21 protein-coding genes, 1 rRNA gene and 1 riboswitch are annotated in these 22,841 nt (G+C 48.2%); of the genes, 19 read left to right on the forward strand and 3 right to left on the reverse strand.

Annotation, left to right across the window (positions count from 1 at the left end; translation table 11 throughout):
• The first annotated feature begins 199 nt into the window (after positions 1 to 199).
• Positions 200 to 316 (forward strand): 5S ribosomal RNA (gene rrf / locus BM278_RS07275).
• A 333-nt stretch (positions 317 to 649) separates the two neighbouring features.
• On the opposite strand, the gene BM278_RS07280 is transcribed toward rrf, so the two are convergent.
• On the reverse strand, positions 650 to 1,087 hold the full coding sequence (locus BM278_RS07280) for an Hsp20/alpha crystallin family protein (protein ID WP_090948697.1): 438 nt from the start codon (positions 1,085 to 1,087) through the stop codon (positions 650 to 652).
• A gap of 148 nt (positions 1,088 to 1,235) precedes the next feature.
• Positions 1,236 to 1,337: riboswitch (purine riboswitch) on the forward strand.
• A 113-nt stretch (positions 1,338 to 1,450) separates the two neighbouring features.
• On the opposite strand from BM278_RS07280, the gene purE reads away from it, so the two are divergent.
• The 12 genes from purE to purD all read left to right on the forward strand — a co-directional run bounded on the left by purE (position 1,451) and on the right by purD (position 14,171).
• Positions 1,451 to 1,939 (forward strand): 5-(carboxyamino)imidazole ribonucleotide mutase, encoded by a 489-nt coding sequence (purE, locus tag BM278_RS07285; RefSeq protein ID WP_090948698.1) that lies wholly within the window; start codon positions 1,451 to 1,453, stop codon positions 1,937 to 1,939.
• Positions 1,923 to 3,074, forward strand: coding sequence for a 5-(carboxyamino)imidazole ribonucleotide synthase (gene purK / locus BM278_RS07290; RefSeq protein WP_090948699.1), 1,152 nt, complete (start codon positions 1,923 to 1,925; stop codon positions 3,072 to 3,074). Before purE ends, purK begins: the two co-directional genes overlap by 17 nt.
• Positions 3,071 to 4,366, forward strand: a complete 1,296-nt coding sequence (purB, locus tag BM278_RS07295) for an adenylosuccinate lyase (RefSeq protein ID WP_090948700.1) — start codon at positions 3,071 to 3,073, stop codon at positions 4,364 to 4,366. Before purK ends, purB begins: the two co-directional genes overlap by 4 nt.
• A 74-nt stretch (positions 4,367 to 4,440) precedes the next feature.
• Positions 4,441 to 5,169, forward strand: coding sequence for a phosphoribosylaminoimidazolesuccinocarboxamide synthase (gene purC, locus BM278_RS07300; protein WP_090948701.1), 729 nt, complete (start codon positions 4,441 to 4,443; stop codon positions 5,167 to 5,169).
• Positions 5,157 to 5,411 (forward strand): phosphoribosylformylglycinamidine synthase subunit PurS, encoded by a 255-nt coding sequence (gene purS / locus BM278_RS07305; protein ID WP_090948702.1) that lies wholly within the window; start codon positions 5,157 to 5,159, stop codon positions 5,409 to 5,411. The genes purC and purS overlap by 13 nt, the downstream gene beginning before the upstream one ends.
• A complete protein-coding gene (gene purQ / locus BM278_RS07310) occupies positions 5,408 to 6,094 on the forward strand; it encodes a phosphoribosylformylglycinamidine synthase subunit PurQ (protein WP_090948703.1) in 687 nt (228 codons plus the stop codon). Before purS ends, purQ begins: the two co-directional genes overlap by 4 nt.
• Positions 6,078 to 8,309, forward strand: a complete 2,232-nt coding sequence (gene purL / locus BM278_RS07315; RefSeq protein ID WP_090948704.1) for a phosphoribosylformylglycinamidine synthase subunit PurL — start codon at positions 6,078 to 6,080, stop codon at positions 8,307 to 8,309. Before purQ ends, purL begins: the two co-directional genes overlap by 17 nt.
• A complete protein-coding gene (gene purF / locus BM278_RS07320) occupies positions 8,285 to 9,697 on the forward strand; it encodes an amidophosphoribosyltransferase (protein ID WP_090948705.1) in 1,413 nt (470 codons plus the stop codon). Before purL ends, purF begins: the two co-directional genes overlap by 25 nt.
• A 14-nt stretch (positions 9,698 to 9,711) precedes the next feature.
• Positions 9,712 to 10,752, forward strand: coding sequence for a phosphoribosylformylglycinamidine cyclo-ligase (gene purM, locus BM278_RS07325; protein ID WP_090948706.1), 1,041 nt, complete (start codon positions 9,712 to 9,714; stop codon positions 10,750 to 10,752).
• Positions 10,749 to 11,318, forward strand: coding sequence for a phosphoribosylglycinamide formyltransferase (purN, locus tag BM278_RS07330; protein WP_090948707.1), 570 nt, complete (start codon positions 10,749 to 10,751; stop codon positions 11,316 to 11,318). The genes purM and purN overlap by 4 nt, the downstream gene beginning before the upstream one ends.
• A gap of 15 nt (positions 11,319 to 11,333) precedes the next feature.
• Positions 11,334 to 12,872 (forward strand): bifunctional phosphoribosylaminoimidazolecarboxamide formyltransferase/IMP cyclohydrolase, encoded by a 1,539-nt coding sequence (gene purH / locus BM278_RS07335; RefSeq protein WP_090948708.1) that lies wholly within the window; start codon positions 11,334 to 11,336, stop codon positions 12,870 to 12,872.
• Between the two features lie 15 nt (positions 12,873 to 12,887).
• Positions 12,888 to 14,171, forward strand: a complete 1,284-nt coding sequence (purD, locus tag BM278_RS07340; protein ID WP_090948709.1) for a phosphoribosylamine--glycine ligase — start codon at positions 12,888 to 12,890, stop codon at positions 14,169 to 14,171.
• On the opposite strand, the gene BM278_RS19580 is transcribed toward purD, so the two are convergent.
• Both BM278_RS19580 and BM278_RS07345 read right to left on the reverse strand, forming a co-directional pair.
• On the reverse strand, positions 14,134 to 14,286 hold the full coding sequence (locus tag BM278_RS19580; RefSeq protein ID WP_341871183.1) for an EYxxD motif small membrane protein: 153 nt from the start codon (positions 14,284 to 14,286) through the stop codon (positions 14,134 to 14,136). The two genes, purD and BM278_RS19580, sit on opposite strands and share 38 nt — an antisense overlap.
• 6 nt (positions 14,287 to 14,292) lie before the next feature.
• Positions 14,293 to 14,538, reverse strand: coding sequence for a YgaP family membrane protein (locus BM278_RS07345; RefSeq protein WP_167359596.1), 246 nt, complete (start codon positions 14,536 to 14,538; stop codon positions 14,293 to 14,295).
• Between the two features lie 92 nt (positions 14,539 to 14,630).
• Between BM278_RS07345 and BM278_RS07350 the strand changes: the two genes are divergently transcribed.
• From BM278_RS07350 to ligA, 6 genes are all read left to right on the forward strand, one after another.
• Entirely contained in the window at positions 14,631 to 16,376 is a 1,746-nt protein-coding gene (locus BM278_RS07350) for an adenine deaminase C-terminal domain-containing protein (RefSeq protein ID WP_090948711.1), read from the forward strand.
• A gap of 29 nt (positions 16,377 to 16,405) precedes the next feature.
• Positions 16,406 to 17,416, forward strand: coding sequence for a DUF3048 domain-containing protein (locus BM278_RS07355; protein ID WP_090948712.1), 1,011 nt, complete (start codon positions 16,406 to 16,408; stop codon positions 17,414 to 17,416).
• A gap of 16 nt (positions 17,417 to 17,432) precedes the next feature.
• A complete protein-coding gene (locus BM278_RS07360; protein ID WP_090948713.1) occupies positions 17,433 to 17,759 on the forward strand; it encodes a YerC/YecD family TrpR-related protein in 327 nt (108 codons plus the stop codon).
• A gap of 97 nt (positions 17,760 to 17,856) precedes the next feature.
• Positions 17,857 to 18,543: a heptaprenylglyceryl phosphate synthase gene (pcrB, locus tag BM278_RS07365; RefSeq protein ID WP_090948714.1), complete on the forward strand. Its 687-nt coding sequence runs from the start codon at positions 17,857 to 17,859 to the stop codon at positions 18,541 to 18,543.
• A gap of 59 nt (positions 18,544 to 18,602) precedes the next feature.
• Complete coding sequence (gene pcrA / locus BM278_RS07370; protein ID WP_090948715.1) at positions 18,603 to 20,801, forward strand: DNA helicase PcrA; 2,199 nt, start codon at positions 18,603 to 18,605, stop codon at positions 20,799 to 20,801.
• A gap of 17 nt (positions 20,802 to 20,818) precedes the next feature.
• The gene (gene ligA / locus BM278_RS07375; protein WP_090948716.1) at positions 20,819 to 22,831 is read left to right on the forward strand and encodes an NAD-dependent DNA ligase LigA; all 2,013 of its coding nucleotides are present in this window, start codon (positions 20,819 to 20,821) and stop codon (positions 22,829 to 22,831) included.
• Positions 22,832 to 22,841: the final 10 nt, after the last annotated feature.

Raw genomic sequence — 22,841 nt, forward strand, 5'->3', positions numbered from 1 at the left:
AGGTCCGAGGTGGAAGCGTGGCGACACGTGGAGCTGACGGATACTAATCGATCGAGGACTTAACCAAGCGGAAAAACGGAAATCGCCTAGCGAAACGGTTTCTTCCGAACGGACGGTTATCTAGTTTTGAGGGAATGAAATTCCCCTTGACAAAAATCATTATTGGAATATAATAAAATATGTCCAATTGAGATGCTTGCCTAGTGACAATAGCGGAGAGGAAACACCCGTTCCCATTCCGAACACGGAAGTTAAGCTCTCCAGCGCCGATGGTAGTTGGGGCCAGCGCCCCTGCGAGAGTAGGTCGTCGCTAGGCAGGCAAAAATTAGAGAGCTGGCAAGTTCTCTAATTTTTTTGCCCAGCTTGTAAGGTCATTGAGTTTTTTAATGACGCCATTTAAATCCTCTCCCCCAAAAACTAGAATTGTTATCATCGTTTCCTAGACCCCCTTTTTGATTTAGTATTAGGAAACGGAAGCTGTGGAATGAGGGTGTCCACAAACGTTTTGGACACCCTCCTTTTTTTATGTTTGAAGGAGGCGACTTTTTGGAAAGAAAGAGGTGTAATAAATTCCTTATTTTATTTCCAATGAATTTGCCTTATGCTGTCAAACAGCGCTTTTTCAGAAGGTAAGGTGGCGTGTAAAAGACTATTCTCCTTTTTTTATTTCGATTTTCTTTTTTGTTCCATCAGGGATTAGACGATGAAGATGAATAAACAATAGGCCGTTATGATATGTCGCTTCAATCCGGTCTTCCTTTATCGCAAAAGGAATCGGGATCGTTTTTTCCCATGTTCCCTGAAAAATTCCTTCTTCTATTAATTCGAACCCTTTAAACTGTAAATTAATATTCGCTTTAATTTCTAACGTTTTATAGTACGCATAAAGCTCGACGTCTTCCATTTTTTCTAATCCTGGCAAACTGACAACGACTAATAACTCGTTGTCTTTTTTGTATATATTGATGCCAGATTGCTTTTTTACTGCCGGCAGGAACGGTTGAAAACTACTCCAAAAATCTCCTTGAAAAAACTGCTCCAAATGTTTTGCCCAGTCGAAAAACGGGTCAAATGGATTTGATTTCACGACAACCCCCTCCTCCGTTATTTCATCATATGTTTTCTAGAATGTTTGGTGAGAATGAACGGAAAACACGAACATTTTTTGATATAAAAAAATAAATGTTCGATTTTATATTGACATCTTCTGAAAAAGGTTGGTAAGATAATAATAACTTCATAAAGCGGATTACCCTCATATAATTTTGGGAATATGGCCCAAAAGTCTCTACCCAATAACCGTAAATTATTGGACTATGAGGGAAAGGATCGTATTGGCTTTTTTCGTCATATCGTAGCGAGGTACGGCCAGAACGATGCTTTCCCTTATAAATACAGGGAACATTCGTTCTGGTTTTTATATGAAGAGAAACAAAGAGGTGAATACCGCATGCAGCCGCTCGTTGGAGTGATTATGGGAAGTCAATCGGATTGGGAGACGATGAAACATGCTTGCGATATATTGGAAGAATTGCAAATTCCGTTTGAAAAAAAAGTAGTTTCTGCCCATCGTACGCCAGATTACATGTTTGAATACGCGGAAACGGCGGAAAAAAGAGGCATTAAAGTCATTATTGCCGGTGCTGGGGGAGCGGCGCATTTACCAGGAATGGTTGCCGCTAAAACGACGCTTCCCGTCATTGGAGTGCCAGTGCAGTCAAAAGCGTTAAACGGATTAGATTCGCTTTTGTCGATTGTGCAAATGCCAGGCGGTGTGCCAGTGGCGACGGTCGCCATCGGCAAAGCGGGAGCTACAAACGCGGGACTTTTAGCAGCGGCGATGTTAGGGATTCATTACCCGCAGTATATGGAAGCGCTGAAAAAACGAAGAGAAACGATGAGAAAAAGCGTAATGGAAAGTAGTGATCATCTTGCATAAACAAATTGTCCCTAGTCAGACGATTGGCATTATTGGTGGCGGGCAGCTTGGGCGGATGATGGCGATCGCTGCGAAAGAAATGGGATTTCGCGTCGCTGTGCTCGATCCAACTCCAGATTCTCCATGCGGTCAAGTGGCGGATATCGAGATCACTGCGGAATATAACGATTTTGCAGCGATTCGCAAACTCGCTGCGGTGAGTGATGTAATCACGTATGAATTTGAAAATATTGATGCAGATGCTTTAAATTGGCTTGTGGAACACGCATACGTGCCGCAAGGAAGCAAGCTGCTTGCCATTACGCAGGACCGCGCGTCGGAGAAAAAGGCGATTACGGACGCCGGGCTTCCTGTTGCACCGTACGTCGAAGTTCAATCAAAAGAGGATTTGTTTTCCGGAATCGAAACTGTTGGCTTACCATGTGTATTAAAAACGTGCCGCGGCGGTTATGACGGCAAAGGGCAATTTGTCATCCGCAGCAAAGAAGATAGCGCGCAGGCACTTTCCTTATTAAAAATCGGACCTTGCGTATTAGAGCGTTGGATTTCGTTCGAAAAAGAGATTTCTGTCATCGTGACACGAAACGGATATGGCGCGATGGCCGTATTTCCTGTTGCGGAAAATATTCATATCGACAATATTTTACACGAAACGATTGTTCCAGCGCGAATTCCCGAGCATATAGCAACAAAAGCGGTCCGTTATGCGGAAACGCTCGCCGATTATTTTGGACTCGTCGGAACGTTAGCCGTGGAAATGTTTTTAACAAAAGAAGGGGATATTTATATTAATGAACTTGCCCCTAGACCGCACAACTCAGGTCATTATACCATCAATGCTTGTGCGACGTCTCAATTTGAGCAGCATGTCCGCGCCGTCTGCAACTGGCCGTTAGGAAGCACGGAGCTGCTAAAACCGGCCGTGATGGTAAACATTTTAGGCGAGCATGTCGAGCCAATCATTCAAAATATTGCAAGACTTCGTGATGCCCACCTTCATCTTTACGGAAAAAAAGAGGCAAAACCGAAACGAAAAATGGGGCATGTAACGGTGCTTGCGGAACATGTCGACGCAGCGCTGAAAACGATCGATTCATGGCAAATTTGGAATGATCGGAGGAAAGAATACGTATGATTGAACGTTACACAAGACCGGAAATGGGAGCGATTTGGACAGAAGAGAACCGCTTTAAAGCGTGGCTAGAAGTGGAAATTTTAGCTTGCGAGGCGTGGGCGGAGCTTGGCGTCATTCCAAAAGAAGACGTCGAACGCATCCGTCAAAACGCTTCGTTTGATATTGCGCGCATTAAAGAAATTGAAGAAGAAACGCGCCATGATGTCGTCGCTTTTACGCGCGCGGTTTCGGAAACGTTAGGCGAAGAACGAAAATGGGTGCATTACGGTTTAACGTCCACCGATGTGGTGGATACCGCCCTGTCTTATTTATTAAAACAAGCGAACGAAATTTTATTAAGAGATTTAGAAAATTTCATTCAAGTATTAAAAGAAAAAGCGTTGGAGCATAAATATACGGTCATGATGGGGCGCACGCACGGCGTTCATGCGGAACCGACAACATTCGGCCTTAAGATGGCACTTTGGTACGCGGAAATGCAGCGCAATTTAGAACGGTTTAAACAAGCGGCGGAAACGGTGCGCGTCGGGAAAATTTCCGGCGCGGTCGGGACATATGCGAATATCGATCCGTTTGTCGAACAATACGTGTGCGAAAAACTCGGGTTAAAACCGGCGCCGATTTCGACGCAAACGCTGCAGCGCGACCGCCACGCGTATTATATGGCGACACTGGCGCTCATCGCGACATCGATCGAAAAATTTGCCGTCGAAATTCGCGGGTTGCAAAAGAGCGAAGTGCGGGAAGTGGAAGAGTTTTTTGCGAAAGGGCAAAAAGGATCATCGGCGATGCCGCACAAGCGCAATCCGATCGGTTCGGAAAATATGACGGGAATGGCACGCGTCGTCCGCGGTTATATGCTGACGGCGTACGAAAATGTTCCGCTTTGGCATGAGCGCGATATTTCCCATTCTTCTGCTGAGCGCATCATTTTGCCAGACGCGACGATCGCGTTGAACTATATGTTAAACCGCTTTACGAACATCGTGAAAAACTTGAAAGTCTACCCAGAAAACATGAAGAAAAACATGGACCGCACATTAGGACTTATTTATTCGCAGCGCGTATTGCTCTCGTTAATCGATGCGGGCATGACGCGGGAAGAAGCATACGATTTAGTGCAGCCAAAGGCGATGGAAGCGTGGGAAAAACAAGTGCCGTTTCGTTCGCTCATCGAAGCGGATGAACGAATTACAAGCCGCTTAACGAAAGAACAAATCGACGATTGTTTTGATTACCGCTATCACTTAAAACATGTCGACACGATTTTCAAACGGCTTGGATTGTCATAATGGTGCATCGGCAAAATCCTTTGCCGATGCGTAATAGAAAAATTGCCAATATTCTGGATTAGGAGGCCTTTTTGATGGTCAAAAAGCTGGCTTTGCTATATGAAGGAAAAGCGAAAAAAGTATATACGACGGATGATGCGAACATATTATGGATCGAATATAAAGACAGCGCGACAGCGTTTAACGGCGAGAAAAAAGCGACGATTGCCGGGAAAGGGCGCCTTAATAATGAGATTACCAGTTTATTATTTTCAAAGCTTCACGAAGCAGGAATCCCAAATCATTTTATCCAAAAATTATCCGATACGGAGCAGCTTGTCAAAAAAGTAACGATTATTCCTCTAGAAGTAGTTGTCCGCAATGTTGTCGCCGGGAGTTTGGCAAAACGGCTTGGCATCCCGGAAGGAACCCGCTTGGAAAAGCCGCTCGTTGAGTTTTATTACAAAAACGATGACCTCGGTGACCCTCTCTTATTGGAAGACCACATCGCGATTTTAAAGCTGGCTACCTCAGAACAAATTGCTGTTTTGAAGGAACTAGCTTTAAAAGCCGATGACGTATTGACGAAGCATTTCGCAGAACGGCGCGTGAAATTAATTGATTTTAAATTAGAATTTGGCATCGATTCGGAAGGCGCAATTTTACTTGCCGATGAAATTTCCCCGGATACTTGCCGGCTGTGGGATATGGAAACGGACGAAAAGCTTGATAAAGACGTATTCCGCCGCGATCTAGGGAATTTGACGGACGCCTATGAAACGATTTTGCGACGATTAGGGGGAGAAACGAAATGTATAAAGTAAAAGTGTACGTTACGTTACGAGAAAGTGTGCTAGACCCGCAAGGAACGGCGGTGAAAGGGGCGCTTCATAGCTTGTCTTACAGCGAAGTGCAAGATGTGCGAATCGGAAAGTTTATGGAACTTATCGTCGAAAAAAGCGAGCGTGATATCAACGAACTTGTCCGCGAAATGTGCGAAAAGCTGCTAGCCAATACGGTGATTGAAGACTACCGCTACGAAATTGAGGAGGTAGTCGTACAATGAAATTTGCCGTCATTGTGTTTCCGGGTTCCAACTGTGATGTCGATATGTATCATGCGATTGCTGATGAATTGGGTGAAGAGGCCGAATACGTATGGCATGACGCGGAAAACCTTGACCGTTTTGACGCGATTTTGCTGCCGGGAGGGTTTTCGTACGGCGATTACCTACGCTCTGGAGCGATCGCCCGCTTTTCCAACGTGATGAAGGCGGTTCAAAAAGCGGCGGAGGAAGGAAAACCGATATTAGGCGTATGCAACGGGTTTCAAATTTTGCTCGAAGCAGGGCTGCTTCCGGGAGCGATGCGCCGCAATAACAGTTTGAAATTTATTTGCCGTCCGGTTTCGCTGAGAGTCGAAAATAATGAAACAATGTTTACGTCCGCTTACAAACAAGGGGAAGTGATTACGATTCCAATCGCCCACGGCGAAGGCAACTATTACTGTGATGAACAAACATTAAAGCGGCTGATCGAAAATCGGCAAATCGTCTTTCGCTATCATGGAGAAAATCCAAATGGAAGTTTGGAAGATATCGCTGGAATTATGAATGAAAAAGGAAATGTGCTTGGTATGATGCCGCATCCGGAGCGCGCCGTTGATCCGCTTCTTGGCAGCGCGGACGGATTAAGATTGTTTCAATCGATCGTGAAATATTGGAGGGAAACACATGTCGTTACTGCTTGAGCCAAGCCCAACAACGATTAAAGAAGAAAAATTGTATCGGGAAATGGGATTAACGGACGAAGAATTCGCAATGATCGAAAAAATTCTTGGCCGTCTGCCAAACTATACGGAAACGGGAATTTTTTCAGTCATGTGGTCGGAGCATTGCAGCTACAAAAATTCTAAACCGGTATTAAAAAAGTTTCCGACTGAAGGGAAACATGTGCTTCAAGGTCCGGGGGAAGGAGCGGGCATCATTGATATCGGTGATGGTTTGGCGGTAGCGTTTAAAATCGAAAGCCATAACCATCCGTCCGCGATTGAGCCGTATCAAGGCGCTGCGACCGGCGTCGGCGGAATCATCCGCGATGTGTTTTCGATGGGCGCGCGCCCGATCGCTTTATTAAACTCGCTGCGGTTTGGGGAATTAACTTCTCCGCGCGTCAAATATTTATTTGAGCATGTCGTTGCAGGGATCGCCGGATATGGCAATTGCGTCGGCATTCCAACCGTCGGCGGCGAAGTGCAGTTTGATCCTGCATATGAAGGGAATCCGCTTGTCAATGCGATGTGCGTCGGCATTATCCGCCATGAAGATATCCAGCGCGGCATCGCATCCGGTGTAGGCAATACGGTGATGTACGTTGGGGCGAAAACGGGAAGAGACGGCATTCACGGCGCGACATTCGCTTCAGAGGAGTTGACAGAACAATCGGAAGAAAAACGGCCTGCCGTTCAAGTCGGCGACCCGTTTATGGAAAAATTGTTGCTTGAAGCGTGCTTGGAAGTAGTAAAATCCGATGCGCTTGTCGGCATGCAAGACATGGGGGCGGCTGGCTTGACGAGCTCCTCGGCGGAAATGGCGAGCAAAGGCGGTTTTGGCATTGAGATGAACTTAGATCTTGTTCCACAGCGTGAAACAGGCATGACGCCGTATGAGATGATGCTCTCGGAGTCGCAGGAACGGATGTTGCTTGTCGTCAAACAAGGACGCGAGCAAGAAATTTATGATTTGTTTGCGAAATACGGGCTTGAAGCGAAAGCGATCGGCAAAGTGACCGATGACAAAATGCTCCGCCTTTATTTCCGCGGGGAAGTCGTCGCCGAAATCCCGGTTGATGCCTTAGCCAAAGATGCGCCAGTATACTTTAAACCATCGAAAGAGCCGGCGTATTACCGCGAGTTTCAAGCGATGGAACCATATATTCCGGACGTCGCCAATTACGAAGAAACGCTGCTTGCGTTATTAGCCCAGCCGACGATTGCGAGCAAAGAATGGGTGTATCAACAATACGATTACATGGTGCGGACAAATACCGTTGTCGCGCCGGGGTCGGACGCTGCGGTCGTGCGCATCCGCGGCACGAACAAAGCGCTGGCGATGACGACCGATTGCAACTCGCGCTACATTTATTTAGATCCGGAGACAGGTGGCAAAATTGCCGTGGCGGAAGCGGCGCGGAACGTCATCTGTTCAGGTGCGAAACCGTTGGCGATTACAGACTGCTTAAATTTTGGCAATCCAGAAAAACCGGAGATTTTTTGGCAGCTCGAAAAAGCGGTGGACGGAATGAGCGAAGCTTGCCGTGCGTTAGGAACACCGGTGATCAGCGGAAATGTTTCTTTATATAACGAAACAAACGGAGAAGCCATTTATCCGACACCTGTCGTCGGCATGGTTGGACTCGTGGAGGATATTCAACATATTACGACACAAGCGTTTCAACAAGCGGGCGATCTTATTTATGTCATTGGAGAGGCGAAGCAGGAGTTTGGCGGAAGCGAACTGCAAAAATTATTGGAAGGCCGCATTTTCGGAAAAGCGCCGGCGATTAATCTGGAAATAGAAGCGAAGCGGCAGCGCGAATTGCTGGCGGCGATTCAAGCAGGTGTCGTCGCATCGGCACACGATATCGCCGAGGGCGGCTTCGCGGTCGCGCTGGCGGAATGCGTTATGAGCGCGGACGGTCTCGGTGCGAAAGTAACGGTGGACGGGGATATGACGGCGCAATTGTTTAGTGAAACGCAATCCCGCTTTATCGTTTCCGTAAGAAAAGAGGATCGCGAAACATTTGAGCAATTGGTGGCGGACGCAAAACTCATCGGCGAAGTAACAAACGACGGCACGCTTCTTGTCGAGCGGGCGGGCGGAGAAGCCGTCATCCGGCTTTCCGTCGCGCAAATGAGAAATGTCTGGAAAGGAGCTATCCCATGCTTGCTGAAATCAAAGGATTGAACGAAGAGTGTGGAATTTTTGGGATTTGGGGGCATGAGGAAGCAGCGCAAATCACGTATTACGGCTTGCACAGCCTTCAGCATCGCGGCCAAGAGGGCGCGGGAATTGTCGTCGCCCATCAGGGAATGCTGCAAGGGCATAAAGGATTGGGGCTTGTCACCGAAGTGTTCAGCAACGGCGAGCTTCAGTCGTTGAAAGGAGCGGCCGCCATTGGCCATGTTCGTTATTCGACGGCGGGAGGGGGCGGCTACGAAAACGTCCAGCCGCTTCTGTTTCGCTCACAAACGGGGAGCATTGCGCTTGCGCATAACGGAAATCTTGTCAATGCGCTGGACTTAAAGATGCAGCTGGAGGAACAAGGAAGCATTTTTCAGACGACATCCGATACGGAAGTATTCGCCCATCTTATTCGCCGCAGCCATGCACCGACGTTGAAAGAGCAAATTAAAGAGGCGCTTACGTATGTCGAAGGAGCGTTCGCTTTCCTGTTATTGACAGAAACGGAGCTGTACGTTGCGCTCGATCCGCATGGATTCCGCCCGCTTTCCATCGGGCGGCTTGGCAGCGCTTATGTCGTCGCCTCCGAAACGTGCGCGTTTGATGTTGTCGGCGCGGCGTACGAGAGGGAAGTGGAACCGGGAGAACTTATCATCATTAGCGCGGAAGGAATGCATTCTGAACGATTTGCACCGGCGCAAGCCCGCTCAATTTGCAGCATGGAATATATTTATTTTGCCCGCCCTGACAGCAATGTCGACGGCATCAACATTCATACGGCGCGAAAAAATTTAGGGAAACGCTTGGCGCTGGAGGCTCCCGTGGAAGCGGACATCGTCACCGGCGTGCCCGATTCCAGCATTTCCGTCGCGATTGGCTATGCGGAGGCAACGGGAATTCCATATGAGCTTGGTCTCATTAAAAACCGGTATGTCGGACGTACGTTTATTCAGCCGTCCCAGTCGCTTCGCGAACAAGGAGTAAAAATGAAACTGTCCCCGGTCCGCGGCGTTGTCGCGGGGAAACGCGTCGTCATGGTCGATGATTCGATCGTGCGCGGCACGACAAGCAAACGAATTGTTGCGATGCTCCGCGAGGCGGGGGCGACGGAAGTGCACGTCCGCATCAGCTCTCCGCCGATTACGCACCCTTGTTTTTACGGAATTGATACATCGACGAGAGAAGAATTGATTGCGTCTAAGCATACGGTAGAGGAAATCCGCCAGATTATCGGAGCAGATTCTTTGGCGTTTTTAAGTCAAGAAGGATTATTGGAAGCGATCGGACGCTCTCCTCATCTGCCATTGCGCGGACAATGCATGGCATGTTTCACCGGAAATTATCCGACAAATATTGGCAAAGCACGGTCGTCGTTAATGTCAACAAAGTAAAAGGAGGACTCGACGTGGCAGAAGCATATAAACAAGCGGGTGTCGATATTGAAGCAGGATATAGGGCGGTCTCCTTGATGAAAGAGCATGTGCGAAAAACAGCGCGTCCTGAAGTGCTCGGCGGATTGGGCGGATTTGGCGGCATGTTCGATTTATCTTCGCTCGGCTATCGCGAGCCGGTGCTCGTTTCCGGAACGGACGGAGTGGGAACGAAGCTAAAAATCGCGTTTATGATGGACTGCCATGATACAATTGGAATAGATTGCGTGGCGATGTGTGTCAACGATATCGTCGTGCAAGGAGCGGAGCCGCTCTTTTTCCTTGACTATATCGCATGCGGCAAAGCGGTGCCGGAAAAAATCGCAGAAATTGTCAAAGGAATCGCAGACGGCTGCGTCGAGGCTGGTTGTGCACTTATTGGGGGAGAAACGGCGGAGATGCCGGGAATGTATGACGAAAACGAATATGATGTCGCGGGCTTTGCGGTCGGTATTGCGGAAAAGTCGAAGCTTGTCACCGGCGGCGCCATTCGCGAGGGAGATGCGTTGATCGGGCTTGCGTCCAACGGCCTTCATAGCAACGGCTATTCGCTCGTTCGCCGCATCGTATTCGAGCAAGCAAAACTTGCCCTTGACCGCGTCTATGAGCCGCTTAGCGTTCCATTGGGGGAAGAGCTGTTAAAGCCGACGCGCATTTACGTAAAGCCGCTTCTTCACGTGATGAAACAATTCGAAATCAAAGGAATGGCGCATATTACCGGCGGCGGTTTTATCGAAAACATTCCGCGCATGCTTCCGGAAGGGTTAGGTGCGGAAATTGATTACGGTTCGTGGCCGGTTCCGCCGATTTTTGACTTGCTGCAAGAAAAAGGGAACCTTCTTCGCCGCGAGATGTTTTCTGTTTTTAATATGGGCATTGGCATGGTGCTGGCGGTAGATAGCGAAATGGTTCGCCCGGTGATCGCAAGCTTAGAAGAACTTGGCGAAAAAGCGTATTTCATCGGCCGCGTGAAACGTGGAGAAGGCGTTTCGTTTTCCGGAGGGGCGATGTCATGAAAAATATCGCCATTTTTGCTTCGGGCAGCGGGACGAATTTTCAAGCGATTGTCGACGCGACGAAAAGCGGAATCGTGCCAGCACGTGTAGCGTTATTAGTATGCGACAAGCCCGGGGCGAAAGTGATCGAACGGGCGGAGCGGGAACATATCCCTGCGTTCGTTTTTTCCCCGAAAAACTACGCCTCCAAAGCCGAATTTGAACAAGCGATTTTGGCCGAACTGCGAAAGCGCGAGATTGAATTTATCGCCCTTGCCGGTTATATGCGGCTCATTGGCCCGACACTGCTTCATGCGTACGAAGGGAAAATCGTCAATATCCATCCTTCGCTGCTGCCAGCGTTTCCGGGGAAAGATGCGATTGGCCAAGCGTACCGCGCAGGAGTAAAAATAACCGGCGTGACGATCCACTATGTTGATGAAGGAATGGATACGGGGCCGATCATTGCCCAACGCGCGGTTCCGATTTATGAAGGCGAGTCGCTAGCGCAGCTAGAGGCGCGCATTCATGAAGTGGAACATGAGCTATATCCTGCTGTATTAAAAACATTACTCGAACATCAATAGAAAGGATCGAGAACAATGGCAGTAAAACGAGCGTTATTAAGCGTATCGAACAAAGAAGGAATCGTATCATTAGCGAAGCAGTTAGTAGAACTTGGTGTGGAAATTATTTCAACAGGTGGAACGAAAAAAGTGTTAGCAGAAGCGGGAGTTCCTGTCATAGGCATTTCCGATGTTACCGGATTTCCGGAAATTTTAGATGGACGTGTCAAAACGTTGCATCCGATCATCCACGGAGGGCTTCTCGCGATTCGCGACAATGAACGGCATCAAAACGAGCTTCGCGAACATCATATTACTCCAATCGATCTTGTCGTCGTCAATTTGTATCCATTTCAGCAAACGATCGCCAAAAGCGATGTGACGTTCGCCGAAGCGATCGAAAATATTGATATCGGCGGTCCGACGATGCTAAGGGCTGCGGCGAAAAACCATCAATATGTAACCGTCGTCGTTGACCCGGTCGATTATGACACGGTAGTGCAAGAATTAAAAGAGCATGGAGACGTCTCGGCGGAAACGAAATTAAAGTTGGCGGCGAAAGTATTTCGCCATACGGCAGCGTATGATGCGATGATCGCCGAATATTTGACGAATAAAACCGGCGAAGAGTATCCGGAATCATTGACAATCACTTTCGAGAAAAAGCAAGCGCTGCGTTATGGGGAGAATCCGCATCAAACCGCAGCATTCTATAAAAAACCGCTCGGATCTTCGTTCTCGATCGCCAAAGCGACGCAGCTACACGGCAAAGAGTTGTCGTATAACAACATCAACGACGCGAATGCGGCGCTGCAAATCGTCAAAGAATTTGCCGAACCGGCTGCGGTGGCGGTGAAGCATATGAATCCGTGCGGCGTCGGCACTGGCGCGACGATTTACGAAGCGTTCACGAAAGCGTACGAAGCGGATCCGACGTCGATTTTTGGCGGCATTATCGCTTTAAACCGCGAAGTCGACAAAGAAACAGCCGAAAAAATGCATGAAATCTTTTTGGAAATCGTCATCGCTCCATCGTTTTGCAAAGAAGCGCTCGATATTTTAACGCAAAAGAAAAACATTCGCCTTCTTACCGTTGATTTTGCGGCGCCAAACACGAAAGAGAAGCTGCTTGTTTCCGTGCAAGGCGGGTTGCTCGTTCAAGAAGCGGATACGCGTACACTTGATGATGCGGAGTTAAAAGTCGTGACAAAACGAGAGCCGACAGAGCAAGAATGGGAAGCGCTGCGGTTTGCGTGGAAAGTCGTAAAACATGTGAAATCGAACGCGATCGTGCTTGCGAAAGATGGAATGACGATCGGTGTCGGCGCCGGCCAAATGAATCGCGTCGGCGCGGCGAAAATCGCGATCGAACAAGCGGGAGAAAAAGCAAAAGGAGCCGTGCTTGCCTCTGATGCGTTTTTCCCGATGGACGATACGGTGGAGGCGGCAGCGAAAGCAGGCATCACGGCAATTATCCAGCCAGGCGGCTCGATTCGCGACGCTGATTCGATTAAAAAAGCGGATGAATACGGAATCGCCATGGTCTTTACAGGGATTCGCCATTTTAAACATTAAGCTGGAGGGAACGCCATGAAAGTGCTTATTATCGGCCGCGGCGGCAGGGAGCATGCGATTGCGTGGAAAGTCGCGCAAAGCCCGCTCGTTACTAAGCTATATGCCGCCCCGGGCAATCCGGGAATCGCGCAAGTCGCCGAACTCGTTTCGATCGATGAACAGGACATCGAAGCGCTCGTTCAGTTTGCGAAGCAAGAGAAAATCGATCTGACTATCGTCGGACCGGAAGCGCCGTTGCTTGCCGGCATTGTCGACCGTTTTACTGAGGAAGGATTGCGCATTTTCGGTCCACGAAAAGAAGCGGCATTGATCGAAGGAAGCAAGGCGTTTGCCAAAGAAATGATGAAAAAGTACGGCATTCCAACGGCGGAGCACGCCACTTTCACTTCATATGAAGAAGCAAAAGCGTATGTCGAGAAAAAAGGAGCGCCGATTGTCATTAAAGCCGACGGATTGGCGGCGGGAAAAGGGGTTACCGTTGCTGCGACGCTGCCGGAAGCAATGGAGGCGCTGCGTGCGATGATGGTCGAAAAGCGATTCGGCGAAGCGAGCGAACGGGTAGTGATTGAAGAATATTTGGAAGGTGAAGAATTTTCATTTATGGCGTTTGTCCATGGAGAGCGCGTTTGTCCGATGGTGATCGCGCAAGATCATAAGCGGGCATACGACAATGATCAAGGGCCAAACACGGGCGGAATGGGAGCATACTCTCCAGTGCCGCAAATTTCAGCCAAAACGATCGATGCGGCGCTTTCGCAAATTATCGAGCCGATGGCGAGAGCGCTGGCGGCGGAAGGCAGGCCGTTTACCGGCGTGCTGTACGCTGGGCTAATGGCGACGAAACAAGGACCGAAAGTAATTGAGTTTAACGCGCGCTTTGGCGACCCAGAAGCGCAGGTTGTCCTGCCGCGATTAGAAAGCGATCTTGTGCAAGTGATCGTTGATTTGCTAGAGGGGCGCGATGTAAAACTGACATGGTCCAATGAGGCTGTCATCGGTGTGGTGTTGGCGGCGAAAGGCTACCCGGGAACATACGAACGCGGAGCGGTCATTAGCGGATGGGATCGATTAGGTGAAAACACGCTTTTGTTTCATGCCGGAACGATGATGAAAGATGGAACGTTGTGTACAAATGGGGGGCGCGTCCTGCTTGTTGCCGCGAAAGGCGAGACGCTAAAGCAGGCGCAACAAATCGCATATGAGCAAATTTCCCATATTGCATGCGACCAGCTATTTTATCGCCGCGATATTGGCAATAAAGCTATCGAGCGCGCTTTTTCCGCACGTACACAAATATAAGTGCAATAATGCCGCCAATCAAAGATGCAAGTACAAATGACATATCTGTTGCATATTCGAGTAGCATGATTTTGGTACTCCTTCGAAAAGGCTGGCGCACCAAGCGCCAGTCCATTTTTTTTTAAGTAGGATTGATCGTCGTCTCGTCTTTTATGCGCATCGCTTGCTCGCGGCGGTAATTGGCAAATAAAGCGGTCATTGGACAAAAGCGTGTAATCCCTTCTCCCACTTTCATGGCGGCAAGCACCGCTACAATAAGATAAGAAGTGCACCAAGGCTTTCTTGCCATGTTTGCCGTCGCCCATGCAAGCGCTGTAAGGCCAAAAGTAATGCGAATAAGCGCATTGATGATGTTAATATTAGCCATCACCATTTTTTCCCTCCTTTTTCATTGTGAAAATGACTTTAATGCGGTAAAATGATTATGTGTCACATTGTGAAAAAGAGGACGGGGTGTATATGAGCGAACAACGTTATCGCTGGAAAAGCTACGAACTGCGAGAACATGCGGCGGTTATCGATGGAAAAAAATCGCCGACAAAAGTGTTAACAAATGCGACATATTTGCATTCGTATTTGCGCGAATGGTTGCAAGGAAACATTTGGATATATCATGACCGGATCGTGTACGTTGGAGAACGGTTCCCTGATCAAGTCGATGAGCAATGCGAAATCATTGATTGCAGCGGCTATGTGTTAGTGCCTGGTTATATTGAACCACATGCGCATCCGTTTCAGTTATATAATCCCCATTCGCTCGCACACTATGCGGCCAAATGTGGGACAACGACATTGATCAATGACAATTTAATTTTTGTTTTGCATTTGTCGGATGATAAAGCGTTTTCTTTTTTAAAGAAAATGAATGCGCTTCCATCGTCGATGTACTGGTGGTGCCGGTTTGATGGGCAGACAGAGCTGGAGAGGGAAGAAGAACAATTATCGAACGCTCGGGTAAAGCGGTGGCTCGAACAAGAAACGGTGCTGCAGGGCGGGGAGCTAACGAGTTGGCCGAAGCTTCTTGCTGGGGACGATCTGATCCTTCATTGGATTCAAGAAGCAAAGCGGATGAAACGAAAAATTGAAGGCCATTTTCCCGGGGCTTCTGAGAAAACGCTTGCAAAAATGATGCTTCTTGGCGCAGATTGCGATCATGAAGCGATGACAGGAAAAGAAGTATATATGCGCCTTTTGCATGGATATACTGTGTCATTGCGCCATTCGTCCATTCGCCCGGATTTGCCGGCGCTTCTTCGAGAAATAAAGGAATTTGGCATTCACCAGTATGATCGGTTCCTTTTCACAACAGACGGTTCGCCGCCATCGTTTTATGAAAATGGTATCATTGACCGCTTGATTCGCATTGCGTTAGAGCACGGCGTCCCGATTATTGACGCTTACAATATGGCTACGGTGAACGTCGCCCGCCATTACGGAATAGAGCACCTGCACGGCAGCATTGCGACAGGAAGAGTGGCGAACATTAACTTTTTACGCGCGAAAGAAGACCCAACTCCTGTGCGAGTGATTGCGAAAGGACAATGGGTAAGACGAGAGGGAGATCAATCGATCGCGTGGCCATCGATTTCGTGGAGCGACTATGGAATCGGACCGCTTCGTCTATCGTGGAGTTTATCGATGGATGATTTGCAATTTTCAATGCCGATGGGAATGTATATGGAAAACTCGGTGATTATGAAGCCGTACTCTATCTCGATTGATACTTCTCGCGACGAATTGCCTGTTGATCATGATGAAAGCTTTTTAGTGTTGCTGGATCGCCATGGAAAATGGCGTGTCAATACGATATTAAAAGGATTTTCCACTGGTGTCCGCGGGCTCGTTAGCTCCTATTCGACGACGGGGGATATTGTTTTAATTGGCAAAAGCAAGCGGGACATGCTTCTTGCGTTCGAGCGAATGTGCGAAATCGGCGGGGGGATCGTGTTGACAGAAAACGGGAAAATCGTTCACGAAATTCCTCTACCGCTTAACGGCATGATGTCGGAAGAAAGCGTAGAAGAACTTATTCGTCAAGAAAAAAGACTTGTGGAACTATTGAAACAAAGGGGATATCATTTTATCGATCCAATTTATTCTTTATTATTTTTGCAATCGACTCATTTACCATATGTACGTATTACACAACGCGGAATTTATGATGTGATGAACAAAACAGTACTCTTTCCATCGATAATGCGTTAAAATAGAAAAGAAAAAAGGTTGTGTGATCATTGAAACGGTGTCTTATTGCAATGAGCGCAGTATGTCTTTTCATCGCCGGTTGCATGCATGAAAATAAGCAACAAGCACCCGAGCCGAAATCGATCTCAGTGGAAACGCCAAAACAACAGGAAGCCCCAAAGCAGAGGCAAGTTTTTCCACTGACGGGGCTGCCGGCGGAAGGAGCGGTGAATCGTCGCGTTATTGCGGTAATGGTGAACAATCATCCAAAAGCGCGGCCACAGTCCGGATTGCAAAAAGCAGATATCGTTTATGAGGTGCTCGCGGAAGGAGATATTACGCGCTTTTTAGCGCTATATCAAAGCGAATTTCCAGAAAAAGTAGGTCCCGTGCGCAGCGCGCGCGACTATTACATCGAGTTAAGCAATGGTTATCATGCGCTTTACGTTTGCCACGGCTGGAGTCCAGAGGCAAAAGCGATGTTGGAAACAGGAATGTCCGATTACTTAAACGGTTTGTTTTACGATGGCACGTTGTTTAAGCGCGTGTCTTTTCGAAAAGCGCCGCATAATTCGTATATTACGTTTGCGAATATCGAAAAAGGGGCGGCCATGGAAGGCTATTCGCTTCAAGACAACGTGGCTCCGCTTCCGTTCCGTGCTGATGCCCCGAAAGGAGAACGAGCGGACCAAATAGACATTATTTATTCGCACCGCAGCTATGCTCAAGTGCGGTACAAATATGTAGCGGATCAAAAAAGCTATTTCCGCTATAGCGCAGGGGAACAAACAGTGGATTATGACACGCGTGAACCTGTTAAAATTCAAAACGTGTTGGTCATTGCTGCGAAGCATCTTGTTATCGATTCGGCTGGGCGCCGCAGCATTGATCTATCTTCTTCCGGAAGCGGATATTTGTTTCAAAATGGAATCGTAAAGCAAGTCGAATGGAAAAATGTAGACGGACGCATTTTGCCATATGAAAATGGGGCACCGGCCGGCTTGATGCCGGGGAAAACGTGGATCAATGTCGTTCCGGATTTAAACATAGTACAATGGTGAAGGAGGAAAGGAACACATGCAAATCGATAAATTGCGCGGCAGGCAAGTAGATCAGCTGTTTAAAGCGATTCTTTCCCTGCGCGATTTAGAAGAGTGTTATCGCTTTTTTGACGATTTATGCACGGTCAATGAAATTCAATCGCTGGCGCAGCGCCTAGAAGTAGCGCGCATGCTCCGCGAAGGATATACGTATCATAAAATCGAGACGGAAACGGGAGCGAGCACCGCGACGATTTCACGCGTGAAACGCTGTTTAAACTATGGAAACGACGCTTATGCGATGGCGCTGGATCGCATTAAAGAAGAAGAAAAGCAACATGCGAAAGAGGCGCGTAACGCATAACGGAAAAAGGAGATTCCTTTCAAAGAAAAGGAACTCCTTTTCTTTTTGGCGATTTGTTATAATGAAAAAATGGATAAATTCATGGAGGTTTTTCGATATGTACGATATTCGCCAATGGCGCCATGTGTTTAAGTTAGACCCGAACAAAGAAATCAGCGACGAGCACTTGGAACTCATTTGTGAATCAGGGACGGACGCGGTCATCGTCGGCGGAACGGACGGCGTCACATTGGAGAACGTCCTCGAACTTTTGGCGCGGATCCGCCGCTTCCAAGTTCCGTGCGTCCTTGAAATATCGAATCTTGAGTCAGTCACGCCGGGATTTGATTTTTATTTTATCCCTACGGTATTAAACAGCCGCGATAAAAAATGGATCATCGACTTGCATCATGGAGCGATAAAGCAATTTGGCGACATGATGAATTGGGATGAGATTTGCATGGAAGGGTATTGCATTTTACATAAAGATTGCAAAGCGGCAATGCTTACGGATGCGAATACGGAGCTAGAAGAGGATGATGTCGTTGCGTACGCGCTCATAGCGGAGCATATGTACCGGCTGCCAATTTTTTATTTAGAATATAGCGGTTCATACGGAAATCCTCGGCTCGTCCAGCGCGTAAAGCAAGCGTTAAAACAGACGCAGCTGTTTTACGGCGGTGGAATCGCAACGGAAGCGCAAGCGGCAGAAATGGCGCAATGCGCTGATACAATCGTCGTGGGCAATGTCATTTACGAAGATATCCACAAGGCGCTCGCTACTGTAAAAGCAGCGAAACGATAATTTGTCGGCGCCAAAAAAGTGGTGTAAAATAGAACATATGTTTTATGGTGGTGATCAATGTGAATTTTTTGTCGGAAAAATTACTCGCTAACTTAAATGAACAGCAGCAAGCGGCCGTTAAAACGACGGAAGGACCGCTTCTCATCATGGCGGGGGCGGGAAGCGGAAAAACGCGCGTGTTAACGCACCGAATCGCCTATTTGCTGGCGGAAAAGCATGTTGCGCCGTGGAACATTTTAGCGATTACGTTTACCAATAAGGCGGCGCGTGAAATGAAGGAACGCGTGCAAGCGCTTCTTGGCGGAGCGGCCGAGGAAATTTGGATTTCCACGTTTCACTCCATGTGTGTTCGCATTTTGCGCCGCGATATTGATCGCATCGGCATTGACCGCAATTTTTCCATTTTAGACACGACCGACCAACTTTCTGTTTTAAAAAACATTTTAAAAGAAAAAAACATCGATCCGAAAAAGTTTGACCCTCGCTCGATACTCGGTACGATCAGCAGCGCGAAAAACGAATTGCTCTCCCCTGAAAAGTTCGCGAAAAAAGCCGGAAACTACTACGAAAAAATCGTCAGCGACGTATATGAAGAATATCAAAAGCGGCTTTTGCGCAACCATGCGCTTGATTTTGACGACTTAATTATGACGACGATTCAATTGTTTGAGCGTGTGCCGGAAGTGCTCGAACATTATCAATATAAATTTCAATACATTCATATTGACGAGTATCAAGATACAAACCGGGCGCAATATATGCTTGTAAAGATGCTGGCGTCGCGTTTTCAAAACATATGCGTTGTCGGCGATGCCGATCAGTCGATTTATCGCTGGCGCGGGGCGGATATCCAAAACATTTTATCGTTTGAAAAAGATTACCCGAACGCGAAAGTGATCCTGCTTGAGCAAAACTATCGCTCAACGAAGCGGATTTTGCAAGCGGCAAACGAAGTCATTGAAAACAACGTCAACCGCAAGCCGAAAAAACTATGGACGGAAAACCCAGAAGGACAAAAAATCGTATATTATGAAGCGATGAACGAAGCAGATGAAGCGCAATTTGTCGCCGGCAAAATCAAAGAATATGTGGAAAGCGGAAAACGCCGATATTCCGATTTTGCGATTTTATACCGCACGAACGCCCAATCGCGGGTGATGGAAGAAGTGCTGCTCAAGTCGAACATTCCTTACCAAATCGTCGGTGGACTGAAGTTCTATGACCGCAAAGAAATTAAAGATATTTTGGCATATTTGCGGGTAATCGCAAACCCGAATGATGACATTAGTTTGCTGCGCATCATTAACGTGCCGAAACGTGGCATCGGCGCTTCTTCGCTCGATAAAATCGTAAGCTATGCTTCCGAAAACGAATTATCGGTGTTCGAAGCGCTCGGCGAACTCGAACATATCGGGCTTTCTGCGCGAATTGCCGCTTCTTTGCTCGAATTCCGCCGCCTGCTGGAACAATGGGGACAGCTGCAAGAATACGTTTCCGTAACGGAATTAGTGGAAGAAGTGTTGGACAAGTCTGGCTACCGCGAGATGTTGAAAGCGGAAAACACGCTGGAGGCGCAAAGCCGTTTGGAAAACATCGATGAGTTTTTATCGGTGACGAAGCATTTTGAAAACGTAAGCGAAGATAAGTCATTAATTGCGTTTTTAACCGACTTGGCATTAATTTCCGACATTGACCAGCTAAATGACGCGAACGGCGAAGACGGGGACGCGGTCGTGCTAATGACGCTCCATTCGGCCAAAGGATTGGAATTTCCAGTCGTCTTTTTAATCGGGATGGAAGAAGGAATTTTTCCGCATAGCCGCTCACTGGACGATGAAGACGAGATGGAAGAAGAGCGCCGCCTCGCTTACGTCGGGATTACCCGCGCGGAAGAAGAACTGTTTTTAACAAGCGCGCAAATGCGGACGTTGTTCGGATATACGAATATGAACGCGGTATCCCGTTTTATCCGCGAAATTCCGGAAGAGCTGGTGGAACGAGTGAGCAAACGAACGGCATGGGCATCAGCCGCGGCAGGAAAACAAACGACGGTCCGTAAAATCACGGTTGCTTCTTCTACTGGCGGAGAAGCGATTGTTTGGAAAGTCGGCGATAAAGTCGAACATAAAAAATGGGGAATCGGCACCGTCGTTAGCGTTCGCGGAGAAGGGGATGACAAAGAGCTGGATATCGCGTTTCCAAGCCCGATCGGAATTAAACGGCTGCTTGCGAAATTCGCTCCAATTACAAAGGTGTGAAGAAAGGAGAAACGAATATGGACCGACAAGCTGCGATAAAGCGAATCGAAGAGCTTCGCGAGCTTTTGAATAAATACAATTATGAATATTATGTGCTTGACCGTCCGTCTGTGCCGGATGCGGAATACGACCGGCTTATGCAGGAACTTATCGCGCTAGAAGAACAATATCCGGATTTAAAAACGAAAGATTCGCCGTCGCAACGCGTTGGCGGCGAGGCGTTAGACGCGTTTCGAAAAGTGGAGCATCGCACGCCGATGCTAAGTCTCGCAAACGCGTTTAACGAAGGGGATTTGCGCGATTTTGACCGCCGCGTGCGCCAAGAAGTCGGCGATGATGTCGCTTATGTTTGCGAGCTAAAAATCGACGGGCTTGCTGTTTCTGTCCGCTACGAAGACGGCTATTTCGTTCAAGGGGCGACGCGCGGCGACGGGGTGACCGGGGAGGACATTACCGAAAACTTAAAAACGATCCGCTCTTTGCCGCTTCGCCTGAATGAACCGGTGACGCTAGAAGCGCGCGGCGAAGCGTACATGCCGAAAGCGTCGTTTGAACGGTTGAACGAACAGCGACGCGAGCGCGGGGAAGAGCTGTTTGCCAATCCGCGCAACGCTGCCGCGGGCTCTTTGCGCCAGCTTGATCCGAAAATCGCGGCATCGCGCCATCTTGATTTATTTGTTTATGGTCTTGCGAACGCGGAAGAATTAGGGATCACTTCCCATAGCGCGGCGCTCGATTATTTGCAGCGGCTTGGATTTAAAGTAAATCCGGAGCGCCGCCGCTGCGCTAATATCGACGAAGTGATGCAATTTGTGAAAGAATGGCACGAGAAACGCCCACATCTTCCTTATGAAATTGACGGGATTGTCATAAAAGTCGACTCGTTTACGCAACAAGAACGACTAGGCGCGACCGCGAAAAGCCCACGTTGGGCCATCGCCTATAAATTCCCAGCCGAAGAAGTGGTAACGAAGCTGATTGACATCGAATTAAACGTCGGGCGCACAGGAGTCGTGACGCCGACAGCGATTTTGGAGCCGGTGCGTGTGGCGGGGACAACGGTACAACGCGCCACCCTTCATAACGAGGATTTTATTCGTGAGAAAGATATCCGCATTGGCGACTCGGTCATCATCAAAAAGGCGGGAGACATTATTCCGGAAGTCGTAAATGTCGTGCCGGACCGGCGGACGGGAGAAGAAGTGCCGTTTGTCATGCCGACGCATTGCCCGGAATGCGGCAGCGAATTAGTCCGGCTAGAAGGCGAAGTGGCGCTTCGCTGCATTAATCCAAAATGTCCGGCGCAAATCCGCGAAGGATTGATCCACTTCGTATCGCGCCAAGCGATGAACATCGAGGGGCTTGGCGAAAAGGTTATTTCCCAGCTGTTCCGCGAAGGGCTCATCCATGATGTTGCCGACATTTATCGCTTGACGAAGGAGCAGCTTATCGGTTTAGAACGAATGGGAGAAAAATCGGCGACCAATTTGTTGAATGCCATTGAAGCATCGAAGCAAAACTCGTTAGAGCGCCTTCTCTTCGGCCTTGGCATCCGCCATGTCGGCGCAAAAGCAGCCAAAGTATTGGCGGAACATTTCGAAACGATGGATCGCCTGCAAGCAGCGACAAAAGAAGAGCTAATGGAGATTCACGAGGTCGGCGAAAAAATGGCCGATTCGATTGTCACGTATTTTGCCAAACCGGAAGTAAAAGAGCTTTTAAACGAACTGCGCGCTTACGGCGTTAACATGGAATACAAGGGGCCAAAGACGCCGAAACTAGGCGATGTCCATTCATATTTTGCCGGGAAAACCGTTGTATTAACGGGAAAACTCGAATCATTATCGCGCAATGAGGCAAAAGAAAAAATTGAACAGCTTGGCGGAAAAGTGACCGGCAGCGTGAGCAAAAATACGGATTTAGTCATCGCTGGGGCAGATGCAGGCTCGAAACTCGCAAAAGCGCAACAACTCAACATCGAGATTTGGGACGAAGCGAGATTTCTTCAAGAAATTGAACAAAGTAAGTAGGTGTTGGAAC

The sequence above is a fragment of the Parageobacillus thermantarcticus genome (genome assembly GCF_900111865.1).
GTDB classification, from domain to species: Bacteria; Bacillota; Bacilli; order Bacillales; family Anoxybacillaceae; genus Parageobacillus; species Parageobacillus thermantarcticus.